Annotated in this window: 16 protein-coding genes, 1 tRNA gene, 1 pseudogene and 2 riboswitches; of the genes and pseudogenes, 14 read left to right on the forward strand and 4 right to left on the reverse strand. The window is 39.9% G+C overall.

The annotated features are described in order from the left end of the window. The first annotated feature begins 39 nt into the window (after positions 1–39). Positions 40–981, forward strand: a complete 942-nt coding sequence (locus AC2IP4_RS00065; RefSeq protein ID WP_105056634.1) for a LysR family transcriptional regulator — start codon at positions 40–42, stop codon at positions 979–981. A gap of 113 nt (positions 982–1,094) precedes the next feature. Here AC2IP4_RS00065 and acuI read toward each other — a convergent pair whose 3' ends face one another. The 3 genes from acuI to fadB form a co-directional block, all read right to left on the reverse strand. Then, the gene (gene acuI / locus AC2IP4_RS00070) at positions 1,095–2,075 is read right to left on the reverse strand and encodes an acrylyl-CoA reductase (NADPH) (protein ID WP_486310443.1); all 981 of its coding nucleotides are present in this window, start codon (positions 2,073–2,075) and stop codon (positions 1,095–1,097) included. A gap of 759 nt (positions 2,076–2,834) precedes the next feature. Then, entirely contained in the window at positions 2,835–3,998 is a 1,164-nt protein-coding gene (fadA, locus tag AC2IP4_RS00075; protein ID WP_486310444.1) for an acetyl-CoA C-acyltransferase FadA, read from the reverse strand. Between the two features lie 13 nt (positions 3,999–4,011). Further along, positions 4,012–6,192, reverse strand: coding sequence for a fatty acid oxidation complex subunit alpha FadB (gene fadB / locus AC2IP4_RS00080; protein ID WP_486310445.1), 2,181 nt, complete (start codon positions 6,190–6,192; stop codon positions 4,012–4,014). Positions 6,193–6,435: 243 nt separating this feature from the next. Here fadB and AC2IP4_RS00085 point away from each other — a divergent pair, with 243 nt between their 5' ends. The 13 genes and pseudogenes from AC2IP4_RS00085 (at position 6,436) to thiH (ending at position 20,527) form a co-directional block, all read left to right on the forward strand. Then, entirely contained in the window at positions 6,436–7,053 is a 618-nt protein-coding gene (locus AC2IP4_RS00085) for a YigZ family protein (protein WP_375321475.1), read from the forward strand. 56 nt (positions 7,054–7,109) lie between these two features. Further along, positions 7,110–8,567: a TrkH family potassium uptake protein gene (locus tag AC2IP4_RS00090; RefSeq protein WP_486310446.1), complete on the forward strand. Its 1,458-nt coding sequence runs from the start codon at positions 7,110–7,112 to the stop codon at positions 8,565–8,567. Between the two features lie 32 nt (positions 8,568–8,599). Further along, entirely contained in the window at positions 8,600–9,124 is a 525-nt protein-coding gene (gene hemG, locus AC2IP4_RS00095) for a menaquinone-dependent protoporphyrinogen IX dehydrogenase (protein ID WP_105056640.1), read from the forward strand. 118 nt (positions 9,125–9,242) lie between these two features. After that, positions 9,243–9,319: transfer RNA gene (locus AC2IP4_RS00100), tRNA-Trp, on the forward strand. 292 nt (positions 9,320–9,611) lie between these two features. After that, positions 9,612–12,368: a M16 family metallopeptidase gene (locus AC2IP4_RS00105; RefSeq protein WP_486310447.1), complete on the forward strand. Its 2,757-nt coding sequence runs from the start codon at positions 9,612–9,614 to the stop codon at positions 12,366–12,368. A 105-nt stretch (positions 12,369–12,473) separates the two neighbouring features. Further along, the gene (locus AC2IP4_RS00110; protein WP_375321478.1) at positions 12,474–12,668 is read left to right on the forward strand and encodes a hypothetical protein; all 195 of its coding nucleotides are present in this window, start codon (positions 12,474–12,476) and stop codon (positions 12,666–12,668) included. 103 nt (positions 12,669–12,771) lie between these two features. After that, positions 12,772–12,838, forward strand: a riboswitch (Fluoride riboswitch). A 126-nt stretch (positions 12,839–12,964) separates the two neighbouring features. Continuing rightward, positions 12,965–14,344 carry a voltage-gated chloride channel family protein gene (locus AC2IP4_RS00115; protein ID WP_130045786.1) on the forward strand — a complete coding sequence of 460 codons (1,380 nt, stop codon included), beginning with the start codon at positions 12,965–12,967 and terminating at the stop codon, positions 14,342–14,344. Between the two features lie 290 nt (positions 14,345–14,634). Beyond that, positions 14,635–14,747, forward strand: a riboswitch (TPP riboswitch). A gap of 189 nt (positions 14,748–14,936) precedes the next feature. After that, the gene (thiC, locus tag AC2IP4_RS00120; RefSeq protein WP_486310448.1) at positions 14,937–16,871 is read left to right on the forward strand and encodes a phosphomethylpyrimidine synthase ThiC; all 1,935 of its coding nucleotides are present in this window, start codon (positions 14,937–14,939) and stop codon (positions 16,869–16,871) included. 67 nt (positions 16,872–16,938) lie between these two features. Next, positions 16,939–17,601 (forward strand): annotated as a pseudogene (thiE, locus tag AC2IP4_RS00125) (thiamine phosphate synthase); the annotation flags it as partial. Further along, on the forward strand, positions 17,594–18,427 hold the full coding sequence (locus tag AC2IP4_RS00130; protein ID WP_486310449.1) for a HesA/MoeB/ThiF family protein: 834 nt from the start codon (positions 17,594–17,596) through the stop codon (positions 18,425–18,427). The pseudogene thiE and the gene AC2IP4_RS00130, both read left to right, overlap by 8 nt. After that, positions 18,420–18,632 (forward strand): sulfur carrier protein ThiS, encoded by a 213-nt coding sequence (gene thiS / locus AC2IP4_RS00135; RefSeq protein ID WP_130087466.1) that lies wholly within the window; start codon positions 18,420–18,422, stop codon positions 18,630–18,632. Before AC2IP4_RS00130 ends, thiS begins: the two co-directional genes overlap by 8 nt. Before the next feature lies 1 nt (position 18,633). Next, positions 18,634–19,404 (forward strand): thiazole synthase, encoded by a 771-nt coding sequence (locus tag AC2IP4_RS00140; protein ID WP_486310450.1) that lies wholly within the window; start codon positions 18,634–18,636, stop codon positions 19,402–19,404. A gap of 10 nt (positions 19,405–19,414) precedes the next feature. Then, entirely contained in the window at positions 19,415–20,527 is a 1,113-nt protein-coding gene (thiH, locus tag AC2IP4_RS00145) for a 2-iminoacetate synthase ThiH (RefSeq protein ID WP_130045792.1), read from the forward strand. A gap of 142 nt (positions 20,528–20,669) precedes the next feature. Here thiH and AC2IP4_RS00150 read toward each other — a convergent pair whose 3' ends face one another. Continuing rightward, positions 20,670–22,463, reverse strand: a complete 1,794-nt coding sequence (locus AC2IP4_RS00150; RefSeq protein ID WP_486310451.1) for an aminopeptidase P family protein — start codon at positions 22,461–22,463, stop codon at positions 20,670–20,672. Positions 22,464–22,489 lie beyond the last annotated feature (26 nt).

Here is a 22,489-nt window from a genome sequence, read left to right on the forward strand (position 1 = left end):
TTATTCGACCATTCGGTTATTTCAGATATAGGTTAGGTAATGGAACTAGAAGAAGTGTATCGCCGTGATTTAAATTTACTTATCGCACTCAAAGTTTTATTAGAAGAAAACAGCGTAAGCCAAGCCGCGATCAGATTGAATTTAAGTCAATCGGCAATGAGTAGAGTATTAGGTCGATTACGTGACTTGCTTGGTGACCCACTATTTACACGTCAGGGACAACATTTAGTCCCAACACAAAAAGCATTGGAGATTAATACTCAAATTAATCAACCATTAGAGTCACTTCGCCAATTGCTTACTCCAAGTGATTTCACACCAATGCATTGTGAACAACACTTTTTGATTGCAACCACTGACTACGCAATGCAAACTATCTTGCCTTATGCGTTACCTAAAATTTATGAGCAAGCGCCGAATATTTCATTAGAATTTACCTCTCTAAATCATGAGAATTTGTTTAAACAACTGAGTACGGAAAAGGTGGATATGGCGATCTGTCGTCCGATAGGATCTGTGTCTCCATTAAAACAGGATGTGTTAGGCCAAGTTGGGGTACTGTGCTTACTTTCAAAAAATCATCCGCTTTCAGGCTCTCGCTTAACCTTAGATGATTATTTGTCATTACCTCATGCGATGATTGCAATTAGTGATGGTGTAAAAGCGTTATTGGATAATGCGTTATTAGGGCAGAGAGAGAGAAGGCAAGTATTGAGGGCGTATCATTTAGAAGCGGCATTAGCTATCGTTGATAAAATGCCATTAGTGATTACCGTTCCTGCAGATCTCGCTTATTTAATGGCAGATCGTTATGACTTAGTGATTAAGCCTTTACCGTTTGAATTTACCCCATTTGATTATTCTTTAATTTGGCATTCTCGTTGTGATTCTTCGCCAGCACAAACGTGGCTTCGACGCGTAGTAAAAGAAGAATGCGGTAAGTTAATTGAAAAACGTATTGAAGATATTGGGTTTGTATAACTTATTCTTTAGATAAGAAAAAGGCAGTGATTAAGCTGCCTTGGTTTACTGATGTTTTCACATTAACGCTAAGCTAGGTAGGGCTCAGCATTAAATTCTTTTAGCGAGTAAGACTAAATTTTGATAACTACACGACCCGTGATTTGACCGTTAGTTATGTCTTCTGCTGCTTGAATCGCATCATCAAGAGAGACTTCTTTAGTCGCTTGAGCGTAGAACGACTCAGGCAGAAGTTCGGCAAGTTGTTCCCATGCTTTGATGCGTTTTTCACGAGGGCACATTACAGAGTCAACGCCTTGTAAGCGTACATTACGTAGAATGAATGGCATTACCGTTGTTGGTAAATCAAATCCACCCGCAAGACCACAGATAGCAACTGCACCGTTGTAATCAATTTGTGCTAATACTTTAGCCAATACTTTGCTACCAACAGTATCAATTGCGCCAGCCCATAGTTGTTTTTCTAATGGTTTTGCTGGTTCTTCTAGCTCACTACGTTCAACAATGCGTGATGCGCCTAATGATTTAAGTAGTTCACCATTTGAAGAAGATCGACCTGTTACTGCTGCAACTTTATAGCCAAGTTGGTTAAGAAGCGTGATCGATACACTGCCTACACCACCACTTGCTCCTGTTACTAAGATCTCACCATCTTCTGGTTTAATACCTGCATCCACAATTGCTTGAACACATAGCATTGCTGTAAAACCTGCAGTACCAATAGCCATTACTTTTTTAGCATCTAAGCCTTTTGGCATAGGAACTAGCCAGTCACCGTTTAGGCTTGCTTTTTCAGCCATACCGCCCCAATGACCTTCACCTACGCCCCAGCCAGTAAGTACGACTTCATCGCCAGCTTTATAACGAGCATCGTCTGATTGAGAAACAACACCGGCTAAATCAATACCTGGTACCATAGGGAAATTACGAACAATACGCCCTTTACCTGTAATCGCTAAGCCATCTTTGTAGTTTAAAGAAGAGTAGCTAACATTGATTTTTACGTTACCTTCAGGCAGTTGAGATTCATCGATCTCAGTAACAGCAGCAATAGTATTTCTTTCTTCTTGATTTAAAACGAGTGCTTTAAACATAATAAACTCCAATGAGATTAAATAGAGAATCAAATTCTGCATTTGATTGATGAGTTAAGTATAGGCGAGGCTTTTTTAGAAAAAAAATGATACTTAAACATGGAAACTATGCATTCTATGCATAGATGGTGTTATTAAAAAAATTTTAAAAAGAGCAAATAAGATCTTTACTTTTCATTGGATCGTGTTATTTTGCATCCTTGCTCTGATGTATAGAGTTATTAATACAAGCAATAAGTACAAGTAAAACCCTCAGAAAAATATCTTCGAAAAAGCTATTATCTCCGTGTTTCATTTCACTTTTCCAATCATTAATAATTGAACATTTCAGCAGATCGTTAGCAACGAATAAGCCTAACTGGATCTATTTATAATGTAATATGACCGTGTGCTATCGAAGTTGTGAAAATGCGTTGGCTTTATACCTAATATCGTTATTGGGCTATCTATTGTTCTAAAGATAAATAGATTGATGAGGTAAAGAACGTACAACTTCTCTATGTATAAATTACATAAGATAAATATCTCTTCTCAGGCTAAACAAGCGCATCGTATTGATGCATGTTTATACTAAAGTTAAGAAGGATATCTCATGTCTAAATCAACAGGCAGAAAGCGTTTTTGGTTCCACCAAGCGCGTGATACAAAAATCATCTCTAAAAAATAAGATGATAAAAGCGATACCAAATTAGGTATCAACTCGAAAAAAGTCGCCCAAGAAGGCGACTTTTTTAGTTTTTACGGTTTAGAATGTTTTGTCTAAGGCCGTTCGAATACCGTTGCGATACCTTGACCAAGACCAATACACATAGTCGCAACACCAAGTTTAGCCCCAGTACGTTCCATGTTATTGATTAACGTTGTGGCAATTCGAGATCCAGAACAACCTAATGGGTGCCCTAGTGCAATAGCCCCACCATTCAAGTTAATTTTCTCTTCCATTACATCCATTAAGCCTAAATCTTTAATGCATGGTAGGGATTGAGCTGCAAACGCTTCATTCAATTCGAACAAATCAATCTCATCAACCGACAAACCTGCTCGCTTTAGTGCTTTTTGAGTTGCGGGTACCGGTCCATAACCCATTATTGATGGGTCACAACCCGATACCGCCATTGAGCGGACTTTAGCACGAATGGTTAAACCGAGTTCATTAGCTTTCTCTTCGCTCATGATTAACATTGCTGAAGCGCCATCAGAAAGAGCGGATGAACTACCTGCTGTTACGGTACCATTCGCAGGATCAAAGGCCGGTCGCAGTGCAGCTAACCCCTCAAGAGTGGTTTCAGGGCGAATGACTTCATCATGTTTTACCAAGGTGAGAGCACCATTTTCATCGTGACCTTCAATGGGTAATATTTCAGAATCAAAATGACCCTCAACCGTCGCTCTGTATGCTTTTTGGTGTGAAGCTAGTGCAAAGGCATCTTGTTGCTCACGAGTAATACCGTGCATCTTACCTAGCATTTCTGCCGTTAGCCCCATCATGCCAGAGGCTTTAGCCACACTTTTTGATAAACCAGAATGGAAATCAACCCCGTGATTCATAGGTACATGGCCCATATGTTCAACACCGCCAATAATGCAGATGTCAGCATCACCAACCATGATGGCGCGTGAAGCGTCGTGCAGTGCTTGCATAGATGAGCCGCACAAGCGATTAACTGTTGTCGCAGCAATAGATTTTGGTAGGCCTGCTAATAACGAGGCATTACGAGCAATATTAAAGCCTTGCTCTAACGTTTGCTGAACACAACCCCAGTAAATGTCCTCGATTTGATTCGGGTCGACGTTTGGATTTCGCTCTATTAAGCCTTTCATTAAGTGCGCTGATAAATCTTCGGCGCGAGTATGACGAAATACCCCATTTTTAGAGCGACCCATCGGAGTACGGATACAATCAACAATAACTACATTTTTCATGATAAATCCTTCCTTAGAGTGATGCCGATACAGAGGGTGCTTTAGCGGCTGGGTAATAACATTCTCCTGCCGCCGCTTTTTGTTTGATGCTTTCTGGTACTTGGTAAACCGTGCCAAGTTGCTCAAACTCTTTTGCCATCTCTAAAAAGGTCGGCAATCCAATGGAATCAAGGTAACGGAAAACCCCGCCTTTAAATGGAGGGAAACCGAGTCCATAAACCAGAGCCATATCGGCTTCAGCAGGTGAGGCTATAATACCCTCATCCAAGCAGCGAATAACTTCATTAATCATCGGGATCATCATACGAGCATTGATCTGCTCTGAGGTATAAGGTTGAGTTGTGTCTGTTACTGTTGCAATGATCGCACTGGTGCCATCATTCACACTTTTCTTTGGTTTACCTTTTCTATCTACGGTGTAAGCATAAAATCCAGTCCCATTTTTTTGACCGTAGCGGCTTTCATCAAACATCGCATCAATAATATCACGACCGTTTTTAGCCATGCGCTCTGGAAAACCTTGTGCCATCACCGCTTGAGCGTGATGAGCTGTATCAATACCGACAACATCAAGTAAGTAAGCTGGTCCCATTGGCCAACCAAATTCTTTTTCCATCACTTTATCGATCTGTTGGTAATCACCACCATCACGGAGTAATAAGCTAAAGCCTGCAAAATAAGGGAAAAGAACACGGTTTACAAAGAACCCTGGGCAGTCATTAACAACAATTGGGGTTTTACCCATTTGAGAGGCGTAAGCAACGACGCGATCAATGGTTTGTTGTGAGGTTTTCTCACCACGGATAACTTCAACCAATGGCATACGATGTACCGGGTTGAAGAAGTGCATACCACAGAAATTTTCAGGACGTTTTAATGATTTCGCTAATAATGAAATAGGAATGGTTGAAGTGTTAGACGCTAAGATCGCATTCTCGTTAACTTCGCCTTCTACTTCTGCTAAAACCGCCGCTTTTATTGTTGGGTTCTCTACTACCGCTTCAATAATGACGTCTTTGCTCTCAATACCACCATAATTTAAAGAGGGAGTAATAGAAGAGAGTACTTGTGCCATTTTTAAACCAGACAAACGGCCACGTTCTAATTGCTTATTAAGCAGTTTAGAGGCTTCATTCATTCCTAGATCTAATGATTCTTGAGCAATGTCTTTCATTAGAACAGGCACACCTTTCGATGCCGATTGATAAGCGATACCACCGCCCATAATCCCAGCACCAAGAACAGCAGCGTTAGCAACTGGCTCACTGTTTTTAACCGCTTGTTTGGCTTTGCTTTTCACGAACTGATCGTTTAAGAAAATGCCTACGAGTGATTTAGCAACATCAGTACGAGTTAGAGCAACAAAGTGCTTGTTCTCAATCGTTAGAGCTTCATCACGGCTCATACCAGCACTTTGTTCTATCGATTTAACCGCTGTAATTGGCGCTGGATAATGTTTCCCTGCCATTTTCATTATCATGCCTTTAGCGACATTAAATGACATCGCAGCTTCTAATGGTGATAGTTGTAACGGGGCTTTCTTTTGTTCGCGGCGTTGTTGCCAATTTAGTTGGCCACTTATCGCCCGCTTAAGCATAGAAACAGATGCGTCTATCAAGGTTTCACGTGAAACAACACCATCAACCATACCTAATGTTAATGCGTCTTTAGCACGTTTTGGCTTACCTGTCGTGATGACTTCCATCGCAGGATCGGCACCAATTAAGCGAGGTAAACGAACAGACCCGCCCCAGCCAGGCATAATACCGAGTTGTGTTTCAGGTAATCCGATCGATGCGGTTTCATCCGCTAAACGGAAATCGGTAGCAAGTACACATTCACAACCGCCACCAAGAGCAAATCCAGTAATTGCGGTTAGCGTAGGGACAGGAAGGTCTTCTAGTTTATTAAAGATAACGTTGGCTTGATGAAGCCATGTGCTGAGTTCTTCAGGCGGAGTATCAAATAACCCAAGAAATTCAGTGATGTCTGCACCAACGATAAAGGCACTTTTACCTGATGATAGTAAGAGGCCTTGTAAGTCCTTTTGTTGGTAGAGTGCATCAATGGCTTCGCCAAGCGATTGTATAGTGGCAAGGTTGAGCTTATTAACACTGCCTGTCGCATTAAACACTAAGTGAGCAATGCCTGATTCGATATAGCCTACAGAGAGGTTTTCACCTTGATAAATCATTTTCTATCTCCATGAAATAAAAATCAGATCCGAGTATTCGTTATTATAATAATCTGGTTTGACCAGTTAATAGTGGTGCTAAAGTAAACAGATATCAAATTAAATTTAACATTTTATTTACGTTTATCTTGGTTGATCACAAATTTTCTTTCTTCGGTTGGCGAATAAATATCAGCATAGAAAGCGTAAATGTCACCAGAAGTGATACACTTTAAGGTTCCGTTTTTAGTATCAGTGTAGTCTATGAGTGATCAGCCATATCAAGTCCCAAAAGCGATGGCAGTATTTGAAGAAGAGATAAAAAAGAGCGTTTTTATTACTTACCTTGCTAGAACCGCATCGATTGATGAGGCAAAAGCGTTTGTGGCAGAAATAAAAGCGAAGCACTCTGATGCTAGACATAATTGTTGGGGCTTTGTTGCTGGAAGGCCAGAAGATTCGATGAAATGGGGCTTTAGTGATGATGGTGAACCTTCAGGTACAGCGGGTAAACCGATACTTGCTCAATTAAGTGGCAGTGGTATTGGTGAAATTACAGCGGTAGTGACTCGCTATTCAGGTGGTATCAAGCTCGGTACTGGCGGTCTTGTTAAAGCGTATGGTGGCGGTGTTCAACAAGCATTAAAGCTCATTGAAACAGAAGAGAAACGCATTACAGATACGCTGGTTTTACATTGTGATTATAACTTAGTGAGTCTGGTCGAAACCTTGTTACTTCAATTTGAAGGGCAACAAGTAATGGCGGATTATAGTGATAAAGTTATCATGACTGTCGAGTTAGAAAAGCGTGTTATTAATGAATTTAAAACCGCAGTGATTAATAAAAGTGGCGCAAAAATAGAGTTTCTATCGCAAGAATGAAATTCATATAACATCAATTATTTAGGATGAGAATGACGCAAAGCGTCCAATAAATCATGCAGTTTCGTTCAATTATTCGAATCGTGGGTATCTTACTTGCGGTGTTTAGTTTTTTTATGTTGGCTCCGGCTCTTGTCGCGTTTATTTATCGTGACGGTGCTGGTGTGCCGTTTGTTATTACCTTTTTCCTATTGTTAGCTGGAGGCGGTGCGCTTTGGTTCCCTAACCGCCAACATAAACAAGAGTTAAAATCTCGTGATGGTTTTCTGATTGTTGTTCTCTTTTGGATGGTAATCGGTAGTGCTGGTGCGCTTCCATTTTTGCTATCAGGAACACCTGATATTTCGGTAACTAATGCCTTTTTTGAATCTTTTTCTGGGTTAACGACAACAGGTGCAACAGTTCTTACTGGTCTTGATCATCTTCCTAAAGCGATTCTGTTTTATCGTCAACTTCTTCAATGGTTTGGCGGTATGGGTATTATTGTTTTAGCTGTTGCGATTCTTCCGGTGCTAGGCATCGGTGGTATGCAGCTTTATCGTGCAGAGATCCCGGGGCCAGTAAAAGATTCAAAAATGACACCAAGAATTGCAGAAACCGCAAAAGTGCTTTGGTATATCTATCTAACGTTAACTATTGCTTGTACTTTAGCGTTTTGGGCGGCGGGAATGGATTGGTTTGATGCGATTTCTCATAGCTTTTCAACCATAGCTATTGGTGGCTTTTCTACCTATGATGCGAGTATGGGATACTTTAACAGTCCTGTAATTAATGCTATTACGGTTGTCTTTTTACTTATATCGGCCTGTAACTTCTCGCTGCATTTTGCAGCGTTTGCTTCCGGCGGTGTTCATCCAAAATATTACTGGAAAGATCCAGAGTTTAGAGCCTTTATTTTTATCCAAGTATTATTATTTTTAGTTACCTTTTTATTGTTATTAAAGCACAGTACTTACGATTCAATTGGCGCAGCAGCAGACCAAGCATTATTCCAAACCGTATCCATTTCAACAACGGCAGGGTTTACGACAACCAGTTTTTCTGAGTGGCCATTATTCTTACCTGTTTTATTGCTATTTTCTTCGTTCATTGGTGGTTGTGCTGGGTCAACTGGTGGCGGGATGAAAGTTATCCGTATATTGTTACTTTCTTTGCAGGGGATGCGTGAACTAAAGCGCCTTATTCACCCAAGAGCTATTTTTACGATTAAGATTGGGACAAAAGCTTTACCTCAACGAGTAGTTGATGCTGTGTGGGGGTTTTTCTCTGCTTATGCATTGGTGTTCGTTGTTTGTATGCTGGCATTAATTGCGACCGGCATTGATGAATTAACCGCGTTTTCAGCGGTGGCTGCGACACTAAATAACTTAGGCCCGGGATTGGGGGAGGTTGCGGTACATTTTGGTGAAGTAAATGATTCAGCAAAATGGATTTTAATTATCTCAATGCTATTTGGTCGTTTAGAGGTATTTACGTTACTTATTTTGTTCACGCCGACGTTTTGGCGTAGTTAGTTTTTAGTATTAAAAAGATTTAAGAGGTTACTGTGGAAAGAGTATTACTTCTTCACTCAAGCCGTGAAGGTCAAACGATTAAGATATTAGATTACATTGCGACTAAGTTAGGAAGTAATGTTGATTGCCAGTTGGTTGATTTACATCAACCAGTAACGGTATCATTTTCAGATTATGATCGTGTTGTGATTGGTGCTTCTATTCGTTACGGTCATTTGAACAAGAAACTGTATCAATTTATCGCTCAGCATCAAGTGGCTTTAGAGCAAGCCAAGGCTTCATTTTTTATTGTGAATTTGACGGCTCGAAAAGAAGGGAAAGATACACCAGAAACCAGTGCTTATTTTAAGAAGTTCTTATTAAAATCACCATGGGTTCCTGTCCTACAAGATACCTTTGCCGGGGCGCTGTTTTATCCTCGTTATAACTTCTTTGATAGATTTATGATTCAACTAATCATGAGAATGACCGGTGGAGAGACCGATCCGACGAAAGAAGTTGAATATACGAACTGGAAACGAGTAGATCAATTTGTTGATAAGATAAAACTCGGTTAAATTCTATTCGTTTTCAGTAAAATAGTGCGATAGAAGTAGAATTTTTAGTTTAGATTCATATTTTTAGCGTGCAAAGTATGGATTTTATTGTGGAAGTCATTACAATAGCACGCACAACAGGGGTGTAGCTCCAACTGGCAGAGCAGCGGATTCCAAATCCGCGTGTTGGGAGTTCGAATCTCTCCACCCCTGCCATATTTAGAGAAGGCTCATATCGAAAGGTATGAGCCTTTTTGCTATCTGCGCTTTGAGAAAAGAGCCGCGGATTCCCCCACCATAAGAACGCGCGTGTTGGGAGTTTGAGTTTCTTTACCTTTGCCATATTTAGAAAGCATGATCTTTTGGGTTTAGAAAAGTGGGGTTAATTTCGCAAGTAACAAAAAAACATTGAGAATAATAATCATTTAGATAATACCCTTGCATTTATACATTATTTATATTTAGATCAGAATCTTATAAAATATAAATATAATTACTAGGATGTATTATGAAAACTTATTGGTTACCAATAGCTTTTTCTTTATTCGTTACAGGCTGCGCAACTCACTCCGTTACACCAATAAAAGCAGACCCTCATTGGGTCAGTGAACAACTTGATAATGGGCTTCGTTATCATATCTATCCAGATACCGAAAAAGAGGTCTCTGTGAGGCTAATTATTCACGCTGGTTCATTTCAAGAAACACAAGATCAAAAAGGGTATGCACACTTTGTAGAGCACATGGCTTTCAATGGAAGTGAACATTTTTCTCAAAATGACGTTATTTCTTTATTTGAAAATGTAGGGCTTAGCTTTGCTGCTGATATTAATGCGTATACTTCTTATGAGGAAACCGTTTATAAACTAGATCTTCCCAATAATAGTGAATTAAATAATGCACTCACTTGGATGCGAGATATTGGAGATGGTATTGAGCTTTCTTCCCAAGAAGTAGAAAAAGAGAAAGACGTTATTCTTGGTGAGTTTAGATATTCTAGACTTGAAGAGAAAGATGTATCGACACAGTTTTATGAGCATATGACTAACAATTCATATGATGCTTATGATCCTCTTGGGAATGAAGAATCTGTTCTTTCAGCGTCTTCAGAAACATTAAGAGAATTTTATAAGAAATGGTATCAACCGCAATTAGCAGAAATAGTGATTACGGGGGATGTTACCTTAGCACAAGCGACTGAGCTCGTTAAAACACATTTCTCTTCATGGGAAAAAGGAACTACCACGGTAACGACAATGGAAAAGGAAGTATTAAATACCTCTGATTTTATTGGTTATATTGCGGGTGGTGAAGCTCCAAGTATTAACATGGTTATTGATCGTGGAAATTCGAATATTCAAAGCAGAGAACAGCAACATCAACTTTGGTTAGATTATATTTCTCAAGAATTAATTAAACAAAGAATGAATGCTGCATTTTTAGATGCAGCAATGCCTGCTCAATGGATTTATTCAACGGAATATTTTGTTTCAGACAGTCGTTACTCCATTTCTTCAGTATCATTCCCGGCACGTTATAGAGATCAAAGCGAAACGCAATTTTTAGAGGTGTTGGCTTCTTTGCGTGATTTTGGTGCAACGGCTAATGAGCTAGAAGACATAGTAAAATACTATCAATATGAATTAGATTATATTGTTAAAAACCAAGATAATTTGAACGCTGTTAATCATGCAGAAACTAAATCAATGAATATTGTTAACCAACAACCAAGTCAGTCTATTTTAGATTATAAGGAAAGTTTGGAGGCTTTTCTTTCTATGGTCGACCTTAAGGTTGTTAATCAACATATGCATGATTTCCTATCAAGTTCTTACCAGTTTGGTATTGGCTTAGGTGCGAGTGAAAGTATTAATGCCACGAAACTAAGGATCCCTGAGTTAAGGTCTCTGTATAATAAGCAGGGTAATAAACCTTTGCTTAATAATATAACCTCTGCTTTCCCTGTTCCTGCTACGGCTGGAAGCATTCTTTCTGAAGAATTGATACCGAGTGAAAGAAACCTAACAAGCTGGACGTTAGATAATGGCATAAACGTACTGTATTTAAGAGATGTAAATTCTGGGGATGACATCAGTATTTCGTTAGCGAGTAAGGGGGGAATGGCAGCATTGACTCCAAACCTTATTCCGGCAGCAAACATTGCAATTCCTGTTGCTAGTCGTAGTGGGTTAGGCAAGCTTACTGGATCTCAGCTAGATGCACATTTAAGACGTAATGATATTGAGCTTTATCCATATATTAACTTTACTCATCATGGTATTGAGATTTTCACTGATAGAGAAGGGGTTGCTGAAAGTTTTGCTGTTTTATCAACATTGATGTCTGAGATTAAAGTCGATGCAGATCAGCTTAAAACGGTAAAACAAGAGTTTAATCAAAATCGCAGTGCATACCTAGAAACACCATTGGGTAAATTTACTCAAGCGATTAACCATAATACGTATGTAGTAACGAGCAGTCATCGATTACAGGAAGGTGATGGGGTGGTTGATGTAACTGATGAACAAATAAAAAAAATTCACCAATTATTATTCCAACAGAATAGAAATTATCAATTAGTGATTGTTGCTGATCTTAAACCCACAGAGTTAAAACCGTTATTACGTCAGTATGTTGCGAGTATCCAATTAGCTAACTCTGAGCCTGTTAACTATGCTGCTGGCTATAAAGAATCATTTAAACCTAGCTTTACAATGGCAGTTAATACCGAAAATAATAGTCATTATATCGCTCATTTTATTGCGAATAAGGTTGATGAGAATCAATCTGCAAAATCCTTGTTTATGGAAGATATGCTGCAGCGTATTGTTTCTAAACGTTTGATGTCTTATGTGCGTGAAGAGTTAAGCTTAGACTATGCGCCTTATGCCGAAATTATCAACTCTGATGGTGAATTACGAAGCAATTGGATTGTTGGTGCTCAGGTGGCTCCAAAAAATGCAGAGCTTATTGAATCAGCGATAGACAAAGTGATTAGCGATTTATTAGGGGGGGTATCTGAGGAGGAAACCCGTTCTGCTGCAAAACAGTTAGTGGTTGATTTATCTCCGATGAAAAATAACTCATCACAACAAGCTTGGCTATTTACGCGATACACAATATATGGTTATGGAATTGATGCGCTATTGAATATTCAAAAGACGGCAGATTCGATACATTCACAGGAGATGACTGCATTAATTCAGAGCACATTCGGAGAAGGGGTTCGCAAGTCAACATATCTAGCAACGCCAACAATTCGATAATTTCTTGCTTTGTTATGAAAATAAAAAAAACGTGATCTATATCTTGTTTTTTGGGGTGTAAGCAGTACAATTTGCTGTTTAATTAATCTCTAAGGTTTTATAACAATGAATTACGATTTAGGTGCTGTATATCTTGGTCAACTTGCTGCAAAGAATATGCTAAACGAAGAAATGTATGGTAAACAGCAATCAAGAAAGAAAAAAACAGCGGTAATGAAAAAACTTTGGAAAGGATTCGAAAGCGTAAATACTAAAATGGTTAATATTGTGAGTAGTTACACTCCAGTACTTACTTGGTAAGTATTTACGAAAATGAAAAAAGGCGCTTAAAGTATTGAGCGCCTTTTTATTTGCCATTTATAAACGATAGGAGTAACATTTCTTTTGTTGATTAGATCTTATTCTAATTACGGGTGATGGATTTCCACCTTTAACCGCTCTAATTTAGAGATAATGATTCCTACTGTAGCGTTATCCTGATCAGTGATTTTGATCGTATTGGGATAGATCTGTCTATAGTAGAGCTGCTTGTTATTTCTCTTCTCTTCTAAGATCGTCTATCCTTTTGATTAACCATTATTAAAAGATAGAAATTCATGGCACATCCACTTAATCGAAATTTTCAAAACTTATTTCAAGTCGCACGCTGGTCATTATTAATTCTACCTGTTGCTCTATTGGTCGGTTCATTTAATGCTTTTTTTCTTTGGCTATTAAGCGAAGCAACTCAAGCCCGTATTGCTAACCCTTGGCTTATTTATCTTCTACCTCTAGCTGGTTTGGTTATTGTATATAGCTATCGTAATTGGGGTAAGAATTCTGCGGGCGGTAATAACCTAATCATGGATGAAATTCATCAAGCGGGTGAGGGTGTACCGGTTCGAATGGGACCACTGGTGTTATTTACTACGGTTATTACCCATTTATTCGGTGGTTCAGCAGGTCGTGAAGGGACGGCAGTTCAAATCGGTGGTGCTACAACGGATTGGCTATCTAAAGTATTTAAGCTGTCTGAAGATGATAGACGAATGATGTTAACTGCGGGTGTGGCTGCGGGTTTTGCGTCTATTTTTGGAACGCCTTTTACTGGCGCTATCTTTGCGCTTGAAGTGTTGTTTATTGGTCGTATTAAGTTTAATGCGATTATTCCTGCGTTATTGGCCGCTATCTTAGCTAATGTAGTCGCTTCTGCTTGGGGTGCTCATCACACCCATTATTTAATTAGCTTTGATCAGGTTAGTACCTTGTTTGGTCATGCGGTTGATATTGATTTGGTATTAATGGCTAAAGTAATCATTGCTGCGATTGGTTTTGGCTTAGCGGGTTATTTATTTGGTGAGTTAACTCACGGCTTTAAAGATCTATTTAATGCCACGCTTAAAAACCCATATTTAATCGTAGTTGTAGGTGGCTTAATGGTTATTGCCATTACGCAGTTAATTGGTAATTACGATTACATTGGTATTGGTGTTTATCCAAGTCGTGATGGTGGAGTGAGTATTACTTCGGCATTCAGTGCTGGTGGTGCTGAGTGGTATAGTTGGATTTTAAAACTACTCTTAACGGCGATCACATTAGCGGCAGGGTATAAAGGTGGTGAGGTAACACCTCTGTTCTTTGTTGGTGCGACTTTGGGTAATTTCCTTGCTTGGGTTTTGGGTGCTCCAGTTGATTTGTTTGCAGCATTAGGTTTCTTAGCCGTATTTGCTGCGGCAACCAATACGCCATTAGCGTGTACGATAATGGGGGTAGAGTTGTTTGGTGCGGATTACTTACCTTACTTTGCCTTAGCGTGTTATACCGCATATTACTTTAGTGGCCATACGGGTATTTATTCTTCACAACGCGTTGCGGTGTCTAAAACATTAGTGCATGGACGTGATCATGATGGCTCTAATAAAATTGGGTCATATCGTGAATATAATTCTTCATGGTTAAAACATTTAGCGAATAAGCTAACTAAAAATGACAAATAGTTTCACGTGAAACGAATGTAGATTAAAACCTTGTTGAGAGTATTTAAACCTAATGTGCTTCTCCACAAAAAAGAACACTGTATTTGTTGGTGTAAGAGCTACGGATGACAAAGGTGGTTTTTTGTTACGAAGCACACAAGGTTTAATATGGATTGTCGATATGTAAAACTCTATATGCGCTCACTCACAAACTCAGCCAACCACTTGATAACTTTTTTCTCTTCCATTTCATTTCTTACATACTTTCTTTATACTCTGAAGACGTTCAGATTTTGATTCAAAGATCTGAAAGAAACTTGTCGGAGTGCTTAGTGCTTTTTAAAGTACGAGCTGAGACCGCATTGCGGGATCCGTAGAACCTGATCAGGCTAATACCTGCGAAGGGAACAAGAGATAATTTTTATCTTAGTATGTTAGCCACTAATCGAATTATTTAATGATAAACCGCAGCTGAATTTTAGCTTTAGTTTATTTGTTTAATTCATCGCATATAAATACGCAGGCTTACTCTCGTTGTATCTCATACTAAGAACCTCTTTCTACAACTCAAATCCGACAAGCAATTATTCTATTTTTATCAAGGAATTTTGCTATGTCGTCAAGTCGCAAACAAGCACGTTTAGATGCTAAAACTAATATAGAATCTTTATCGGTTCAACCATACCCAAACTCAAAAAAAGTTTATATTGAAGGATCTCGCCCAGATATCCGCGTACCTATGCGTGAAATTTCACTGGCAGATAGCTTAGTTGGTGGAACTAAAGAAACGCCAATTCTTGAGCCTAATGAGCCGATTCAAGTTTATGACACTTCGGGTGTGTATACCGATCCAATTTACGATATCGATGTATACCAAGGATTGCCAAAACTTCGTGAGCGTTGGATTGAAGAGCGAAATGATACCGAGTTGCTTGATGGCGTTAGTTCCGTTTATTCGCAAGAGCGTTTAGCGGATGAAACCCTTGATGAACTTCGTTATGGAAACCTCCCAACGATTCGTCGCGCTAAACAAGGCGAATGTGTTACTCAACTGCATTATGCGCGTCAGGGAATCATCACTCCTGAAATGGAATATATAGCGATCCGTGAAAATATGGGTTGCCAGAAATTCGCTGATGAGCAGTTAAACCATCAACACCCCGGCCATAGTTTTGGAGCTAACTTACCAAAAGAAATTACACCTGAATTTGTGCGTAAAGAGGTTGCTGAAGGGCGCGCAATTATCCCATCAAACATAAACCATCCAGAAGCAGAACCAATGATTATCGGCCGTAATTTCTTAATTAAAGTTAACGCCAATATTGGTAACTCATCGGTGAGTTCATCAATTGAAGAAGAAGTGGAGAAGCTAGTTTGGTCAACGCGTTGGGGCGGTGATACGGTTATGGATTTATCTACGGGTCGAAATATTCATGAAACCCGTGAGTGGATATTACGTAATAGCCCTGTCCCAATTGGCACGGTTCCTATGTACCAAGCGCTAGAAAAAGTAAACGGTGTAGCCGAAAATCTTAACTGGGAAGTGATGCGAGATACCTTAATCGAGCAGGCAGAACAGGGCGTCGATTACTTTACCATTCACGCAGGTTTACTGCTTCGTTATGTACCAATGACAGCAAAACGCGTTACCGGGATTGTTTCGCGCGGTGGCTCAATCATTGCGAAGTGGTGTTTGGCTCATCACCAAGAAAGTTTCCTATATACCCATTTCCGTGAGATCTGTGAAATCTGTGCTAAATACGATGTAGCCTTATCCTTGGGTGATGGATTGCGTCCGGGCTCTATTGCTGACGCTAATGACGAAGCGCAATTTGCTGAATTAAGAACGTTAGGCGAGTTAACTAAAGTTGCGTGGGATTACGATGTTCAAGTCATTATCGAAGGCCCCGGCCATGTTCCTATGCACATGATTAAAGAGAACATGGACGAGCAACTTAAACATTGTCATGAAGCACCATTCTATACATTAGGTCCATTAACGACAGATATTGCACCTGGGTATGATCACATTACTTCAGGTATTGGTGCTGCCATGATTGGTTGGTATGGCTGTGCCATGTTGTGTTATGTAACGCCAAAAGAACATTTAGGATTACCAAACAAAGACGATGTTAAAACGGGATTAATAACTTATAAGTTAGCCGCTCATGCAGGTGACTTAGCCAAAGGCCATCCGGGGGCACAAATTCGTGATAACGCATTATCAAAAGCTCGTTTTGAATTCCGCTGGGAAGACCAGTTTAATCTATCACTAGATCCTATCACTGCACGTGAATATCACGATGAAACCTTACCGCAAGAGTCGGGCAAAGTCGCTCATTTCTGTTCAATGTGTGGGCCTAAATTCTGTTCAATGAAAATCTCACAAGAGGTTCGTGAGTACGCTAAAGATATCGATCAAGTCGCATTAGACCAAGCGATTGAGATCAAAATGATTAATGATCCTCTAGAGGGAATGCGTCAGAAATCAGAAGAGTTTAAAGCGTCAGGTTCTGAACTTTATCATCCAGCGGTAGAAGCTGAATAACGAGATAGTAAGGGGTGTTTCACGTGGAACATCTCTTATCTTTTGTGTACGGAATTGAAGTGAGACTGCGATGTTTGCGTTCCCTAGAATTGATAAAAGTAAGTTTGGCTTGTATCCCGTGGTTGATGATGTGTCATGGATTGAGGTGTTATTAAAACTTGATGTAAAGACAATCCAACTGAGAATTAAGAATCCGGAACAAACCGATTTAGAGCAACAGATTATCAAAGCGATTAAACTTGGACGAGAATACGATGCTCAAGTGTTCATCAATGACTATTGGCAATTAGCCATTAAGCATAAGGCATTTGGTATTCATCTGGGACAAGAAGACATAGAAATTGCCGATTTACAGGCTATTTCTGATGCCAGTATCTGTCTTGGATTATCCACACACGATGATAGAGAGTTACTAAAAGTAAAAGCATTAAATCCAAGCTATTTAGCGCTTGGTCATATTTTCCCGACACCAACGAAAGATATGCCATCACAACCTCAAGGCCTAATTAATCTTGCTAAGAATCAATTATTAGCAGGAGGCATACCGACCGTTGCGATTGGTGGTATTGATTTATCCGTAGCTGAAGATGTTTGGCAAACCGGTGTAGACAGTATTGCTGTGGTTCGCGCTATAACTCAAGCTGAAGATATTCACCAAGCGATATCTCAATTTAACGCCATTATTGCGAAACCAAGAAAAGTAAACCAACAGGAGGTTATTCATGAGTAATCTGCTGATGGAAGGATTAAGTGACCAAGATTTTCTGCGTTATAGCCGTCAAATTATGTTGCCGGACATTGGTGAAAAAGGGCAAGTCACATTAAGAAATAGTACGGTTCTGATAGTCGGTTGTGGCGGACTAGGCTCTTCAGTTGGAATGTATTTATCCGCTTCTGGTATCGGTACATTAATTATTGCCGATGGAGACAAGGTTGAGTTAAGCAACTTACAGCGACAAGTGGTCTATCGCGATAACAACCTAAACCAAAATAAAGCGATGGCAATGGCGCAGCAACTTAAAGGGCTGAACGGTACCACTCATATTGAAGTGATCAGTCACAAGCTAACAGAGCCAGAATTATCTCGCTTTATTAACCAAGTGGATGTGGTTTTGGATTGTTCTGATAATTTGCCGACACGACATGAAATTAACGCGGCGTGTGTGAAGCATAATGTTCCTCTTATTTCAGGTGCAGCAATTGGTTGGCAAGGGCAGTTAATGCTGTTTTCAAATCAGGTTACGGAAAATAACACCTCTTGCTATCACTGCTTATTTCCTTTTGCCGAAAGCCACCAAACACAAAACTGTCAGTCGTTCGGAATTGTAGGTCCGGTAGTTGGCATGATAGGAAACCTACAGGCATTAGAAACCATTAAATATCTTACACAACCGAGTTACATGAAGTGGGACTCAATTCATCAGTTTGATGGTCGTTCTTTAAGTTGGACATCGATAAAAATTCCAAAAGACAATCAATGTTCAATCTGTTCTTCAACAGTAAGCAATGATGTTTCACGTGAAACATACTCAACGGGAGAGGCTTGTCATGAGTGATTTAATTTCAATAGAACTTAATGGTGTGACTTACCGAGTTGAAGCATCCCATACTATGGCTTCATTTTTAGAACACCATGGCATTAATACACAAGGGTGTGCTATCGCGATCAGTAATCAGATAATACCGAGATCGGAATGGCAAAAGCGTGGGTTATCGCAGGGTGAATCCATCTCTTTATTTCAAGCTATCGCAGGGGGCTAACATGAGTGACTTATTAACCATCGGAGATAAGACGTTTAGTTCGCGTTTATTTACAGGGACAGGAAAATTTCCTAATTCAGAGATCATGCAAAAAGCACTCATCGAATCTGGTTCTGAATTATCAACCATGGCGTTAAAGCGTGTTGAGGTGAATAACCCAGCAGACAATATTTTAAAACCCATAGTAGATGCTGGAATTCACTTATTACCCAATACGTCTGGTGCTAAAAATGCTCGTGAGGCAATCTTTGCCGCACAACTGGCGCGTGAAGCATTGGGAACAAACTGGCTAAAATTAGAAATTCATCCAGACCCTAAGTACTTAATGCCAGACCCAATTGAAACACTAAAAGCAGCAGAAGAGCTAGTGAGGCAAGGGTTTGTTGTCTTGCCTTATTGTCATGCTGATCCGGTGTTGTGCAAGCGATTAGAAGAAGTAGGTTGCGCTGCGGTAATGCCACTAGGTGCGCCGATTGGTTCAAATAAAGGCATTGTCAGTCGCGATTTTTTAGAGATTATTATCGACCAATCACGAGTGCCTGTTGTGGTTGATGCTGGCATTGGTGCGCCATCACATGCGGCTTTTGCAATGGAACTTGGTGCTGATGCTGTTCTTGTGAACACGGCTATTGCAGTTGCAAGAAATCCAATCGCAATGGCGACCGCCTTTAAGTTAGCGGTGCAATCTGGTCGATTAGCTTACGAGAATGGCTTAGCGCCCGTAAATACCCAAGCGGTTGCTTCTAGTCCATTAACGGCATTTCTTGATTAAGGTGAATGAAATGACATTTACTGATGAATGGAAAAAGTTAAATTGGGATGAGGTTAAACTCTCCATCTATAGCAAAACTCATCATGATGTTGAAAGGGCGTTGAATAAACCCAAGCGGGATCTAGAAGACTTTAAAGCATTAGTTTCTCCAGCAGCAGAAAGATACCTTGAACAAATGGCTCAAGAATCTGCCCGTTTAACTCGTCAGCGATTTGGTCACACGATTGGTTTTTATATTCCTCTGTATCTTTCTAATCTATGTGCCAACGCATGTACTTATTGTGGTTTTTCAATGGAGAATCGAATTAAGAGGAAGACACTTAATCAAGATGAAATAGCACAAGAAATGGCAGCAATTAAAACGATGAACTTTGATAGTGTGCTTTTGGTTACAGGAGAGCACGAAACTAAAGTTGGAATGAATTATTTTCGTCAAACACTACCACAGATAAAGCAGTCGTTTAATTACCTTGCGATGGAAGTTCAGCCTCTTGAACAAGAAGAGTATGCAGAATTAAAAACCTTAGGGTTGGATGCGGTAATGGTGTATCAAGAAACGTATCATCCATCGACGTATGCAGAACATCATCTTCGTGGAAATAAAATGGACTTTCAATATCGCTTAGAAACACCAGATAGATTAGCAAAAGCGGGCATAGACAAAATAGGTATTGGTGCGCTTATCGGTTTAGAAGAGTGGCGAACGGATTGTTTTTTTGTGGCGGCGCATTTGGACTACTTAGAGCGTCGATATTGGCAAACGCGTTATTCTATTTCTTTTCCAAGATTGCGACCATGTGAAGGTGCACTCCAACCTAAATCAATCATGAGTGACAAACAACTGGTGCAATTAATTTGTGCTTATCGGTTGTTAAACCCAGAGGTTGAACTGTCATTGTCTACTCGAGAGTCGGCACACTTTAGAGATAATGTGTTGCCTTTGGGGATAACGTCAATATCAGCGGCATCGAAAACACAACCGGGTGGTTATGCAAATGATGACCAAGAGCTTGAGCAGTTTTCTATTAGTGATGAACGATCTGCTGAATCTGTTTCTTTAGCTGTACAAGCGAGGGGATTTGAACCGGTTTGGAAAGATTGGGATAGAAGCTATTCAAGTTGATGTTTCACGTGAAACATCAAGGGATAAATGATTGTTTTGTCCCTTAATAGATTTTTAAATAAAAATGCCACGTTTGCTCTTCTATACATTTACTCTTATATACGATAGGTACGTGGCATTTTCTTTATTGCGCTTTAATTGATTAGCTTTCGTAGCTTAATTCAGCAGTCGCTTGTTTAAGCCATTCTTTTACTTCACCATCAACAAGAGGACTAACATCATCCCACACTTTCTGGTGATAGTTGTTTAGCCAAGTAAGTTCTGGGCGGTTCAACATATCAACATTGATTAAACGCTTATCGATAGGGCAACGAGTTAAAGACTCAAAACCAAGAACTGAGAAATCACCTTGAGTTTCGATTTCAACGACCAGCTCTAAGTTCTCAATACGAATACCAAACTCATCTGCACGATAATAACCAGGCTCATTAGATAACACCATTCCTGGGATAAGAGCGGTGTTGTTGACTACTTTAGCAATACGTTGAGGTCCTTCGTGAACACTTAGGAAGTGACCAACTCCATGTCCTGTACCATGATCATAATCGTAGCCTTGAGCCCATAAATGCTGGCGAGCAAGGATATCTAGTTGATGACCGCAAGTTCCCTTAGGGAAGCGAGCAGAAGCCAAACCAATGTGACCTTTTAACACCAAAGTAAATTGCTGCTTGATGTCATCACTTGGTGTACCTACTGGCAAGGTACGAGTAATGTCTGTTGTGCCATCTGGGTACTGACCGCCTGAATCAACAAGGTATAAGCTGTTCATTTGTAGCTTACCTGGTTCAGGTTGGTTTTCATGATTGTAGTGGCACATTGCTGCATTGCCGGCTGCTGCTGAAATGGTGTCAAAACTTAAATCAGCTAAGGTTGCATCTTCCTCTCGGAAACCTTGAAGTTTATCAGCAAGTACCGCTTCGTCATGTAAATTGCCCGCTTCGATCTCAGCGTCAAACCAAGTTAAAAATTTCACCATCGCAACGCCATCACGAATATGACACGCTTTCATGCCAGCCTTTTCTGTTTCGTTTTTAGCGGCTTTTGGTAGTAAACATGGATCTGACGCTTCAATGATTTCTGCATCCGCATCAGATAATACCAATGACATCCATGCGTTTGAGGTTGCAGAATCAACCAATATTTTTTTACCTGTTAGTGATTCTAAAATTGATTGCAGTGCTTCTGGGTGATGAACTCGCACACCTTGGCCTACATGCTCACTGAAATTTACAGGAAGACGAGCTGGATCTAAGAAGAAGTCGACAGTTTCATCGGCATGAATGATGGCGTGAGACAGAAGTACCGGTAGGCGAGATACATCTAAACCACGTACATTCAATAACCAGCAGATTGAATCTAATTGTGTTAATAAAGCAGCATTAGCATTTTTCTTTGCGACTGCTTGCGCGATTTGTTTACGTTTATCTGTGCTTGATTGACCAACTAGGTCAATAGGCATTAAACGAACATCTGACACTTTTACTTCTGGGCGGTCTGCCCAAGAAAGGTCAATAGGGTTAGTTGTAATTACTTCTAAAGAAACAAAACCATCAACCGTTATCGTTGCATTTTTTAACCATTGCGCTGTATGCATTCTAGGATCTACAGCGACTTTTGAATTAGTAGCAAGCGTATCTTTTATCCATTCTAATAATGGTTCTTCATGTAAATGGCGGTACTCAAACACATCCGCTGGAACTTGTTTACGAACCTGAACTGTATAGCGACCATCAACAAAAATTGCAGCTTTATCTTTGGTTATCACCGCTGCACCAGCAGAGCCTGTAAATCCTGTTGCCCATAATAAACGTTCATTATGTTCAGGAATATACTCGCCTAAAAACTCATCTTCATGTGGAATGATAAGTGCGTCAAAATCTTGTTTAACAAGCCATGAGCGAAGTTGCTCAATGCGTTGAGAAGTCTGTGGGTGCATCTGAGTATCCTTATTAGTGTTCTGTC

This window comes from Aliivibrio thorii (assembly GCF_057368585.1).

Excerpts from the sequence above, each read along its gene's own strand:
- fadB (WP_486310445.1), bottom strand. The coding sequence starts at position 6,192 with ATGATTTATCAAGGTGAAAACCTCTCTGTAGGCTATATCGAATCAGGC.
- thiS (WP_130087466.1), top strand. The coding sequence starts at position 18,420 with ATGAGTGATTTAATTTCAATAGAACTTAATGGTGTGACTTACCGAGTT.
- AC2IP4_RS00105 (WP_486310447.1), top strand. The coding sequence starts at position 9,612 with ATGAAAACTTATTGGTTACCAATAGCTTTTTCTTTATTCGTTACAGGC.
- AC2IP4_RS00110 (WP_375321478.1), top strand. The coding sequence starts at position 12,474 with ATGAATTACGATTTAGGTGCTGTATATCTTGGTCAACTTGCTGCAAAG.
- AC2IP4_RS00085 (WP_375321475.1), top strand. The coding sequence starts at position 6,436 with ATGAGTGATCAGCCATATCAAGTCCCAAAAGCGATGGCAGTATTTGAA.
- fadA (WP_486310444.1), bottom strand. The coding sequence starts at position 3,998 with ATGAAAAATGTAGTTATTGTTGATTGTATCCGTACTCCGATGGGTCGC.
- AC2IP4_RS00130 (WP_486310449.1), top strand. The coding sequence starts at position 17,594 with ATGAGTAATCTGCTGATGGAAGGATTAAGTGACCAAGATTTTCTGCGT.
- thiC (WP_486310448.1), top strand. The coding sequence starts at position 14,937 with ATGTCGTCAAGTCGCAAACAAGCACGTTTAGATGCTAAAACTAATATA.
- AC2IP4_RS00090 (WP_486310446.1), top strand. The coding sequence starts at position 7,110 with ATGCAGTTTCGTTCAATTATTCGAATCGTGGGTATCTTACTTGCGGTG.
- AC2IP4_RS00150 (WP_486310451.1), bottom strand. The coding sequence starts at position 22,463 with ATGCACCCACAGACTTCTCAACGCATTGAGCAACTTCGCTCATGGCTT.
- acuI (WP_486310443.1), bottom strand. The coding sequence starts at position 2,075 with ATGTTTAAAGCACTCGTTTTAAATCAAGAAGAAAGAAATACTATTGCT.
- AC2IP4_RS00140 (WP_486310450.1), top strand. The coding sequence starts at position 18,634 with ATGAGTGACTTATTAACCATCGGAGATAAGACGTTTAGTTCGCGTTTA.
- AC2IP4_RS00065 (WP_105056634.1), top strand. The coding sequence starts at position 40 with ATGGAACTAGAAGAAGTGTATCGCCGTGATTTAAATTTACTTATCGCA.
- thiH (WP_130045792.1), top strand. The coding sequence starts at position 19,415 with ATGACATTTACTGATGAATGGAAAAAGTTAAATTGGGATGAGGTTAAA.
- AC2IP4_RS00115 (WP_130045786.1), top strand. The coding sequence starts at position 12,965 with ATGGCACATCCACTTAATCGAAATTTTCAAAACTTATTTCAAGTCGCA.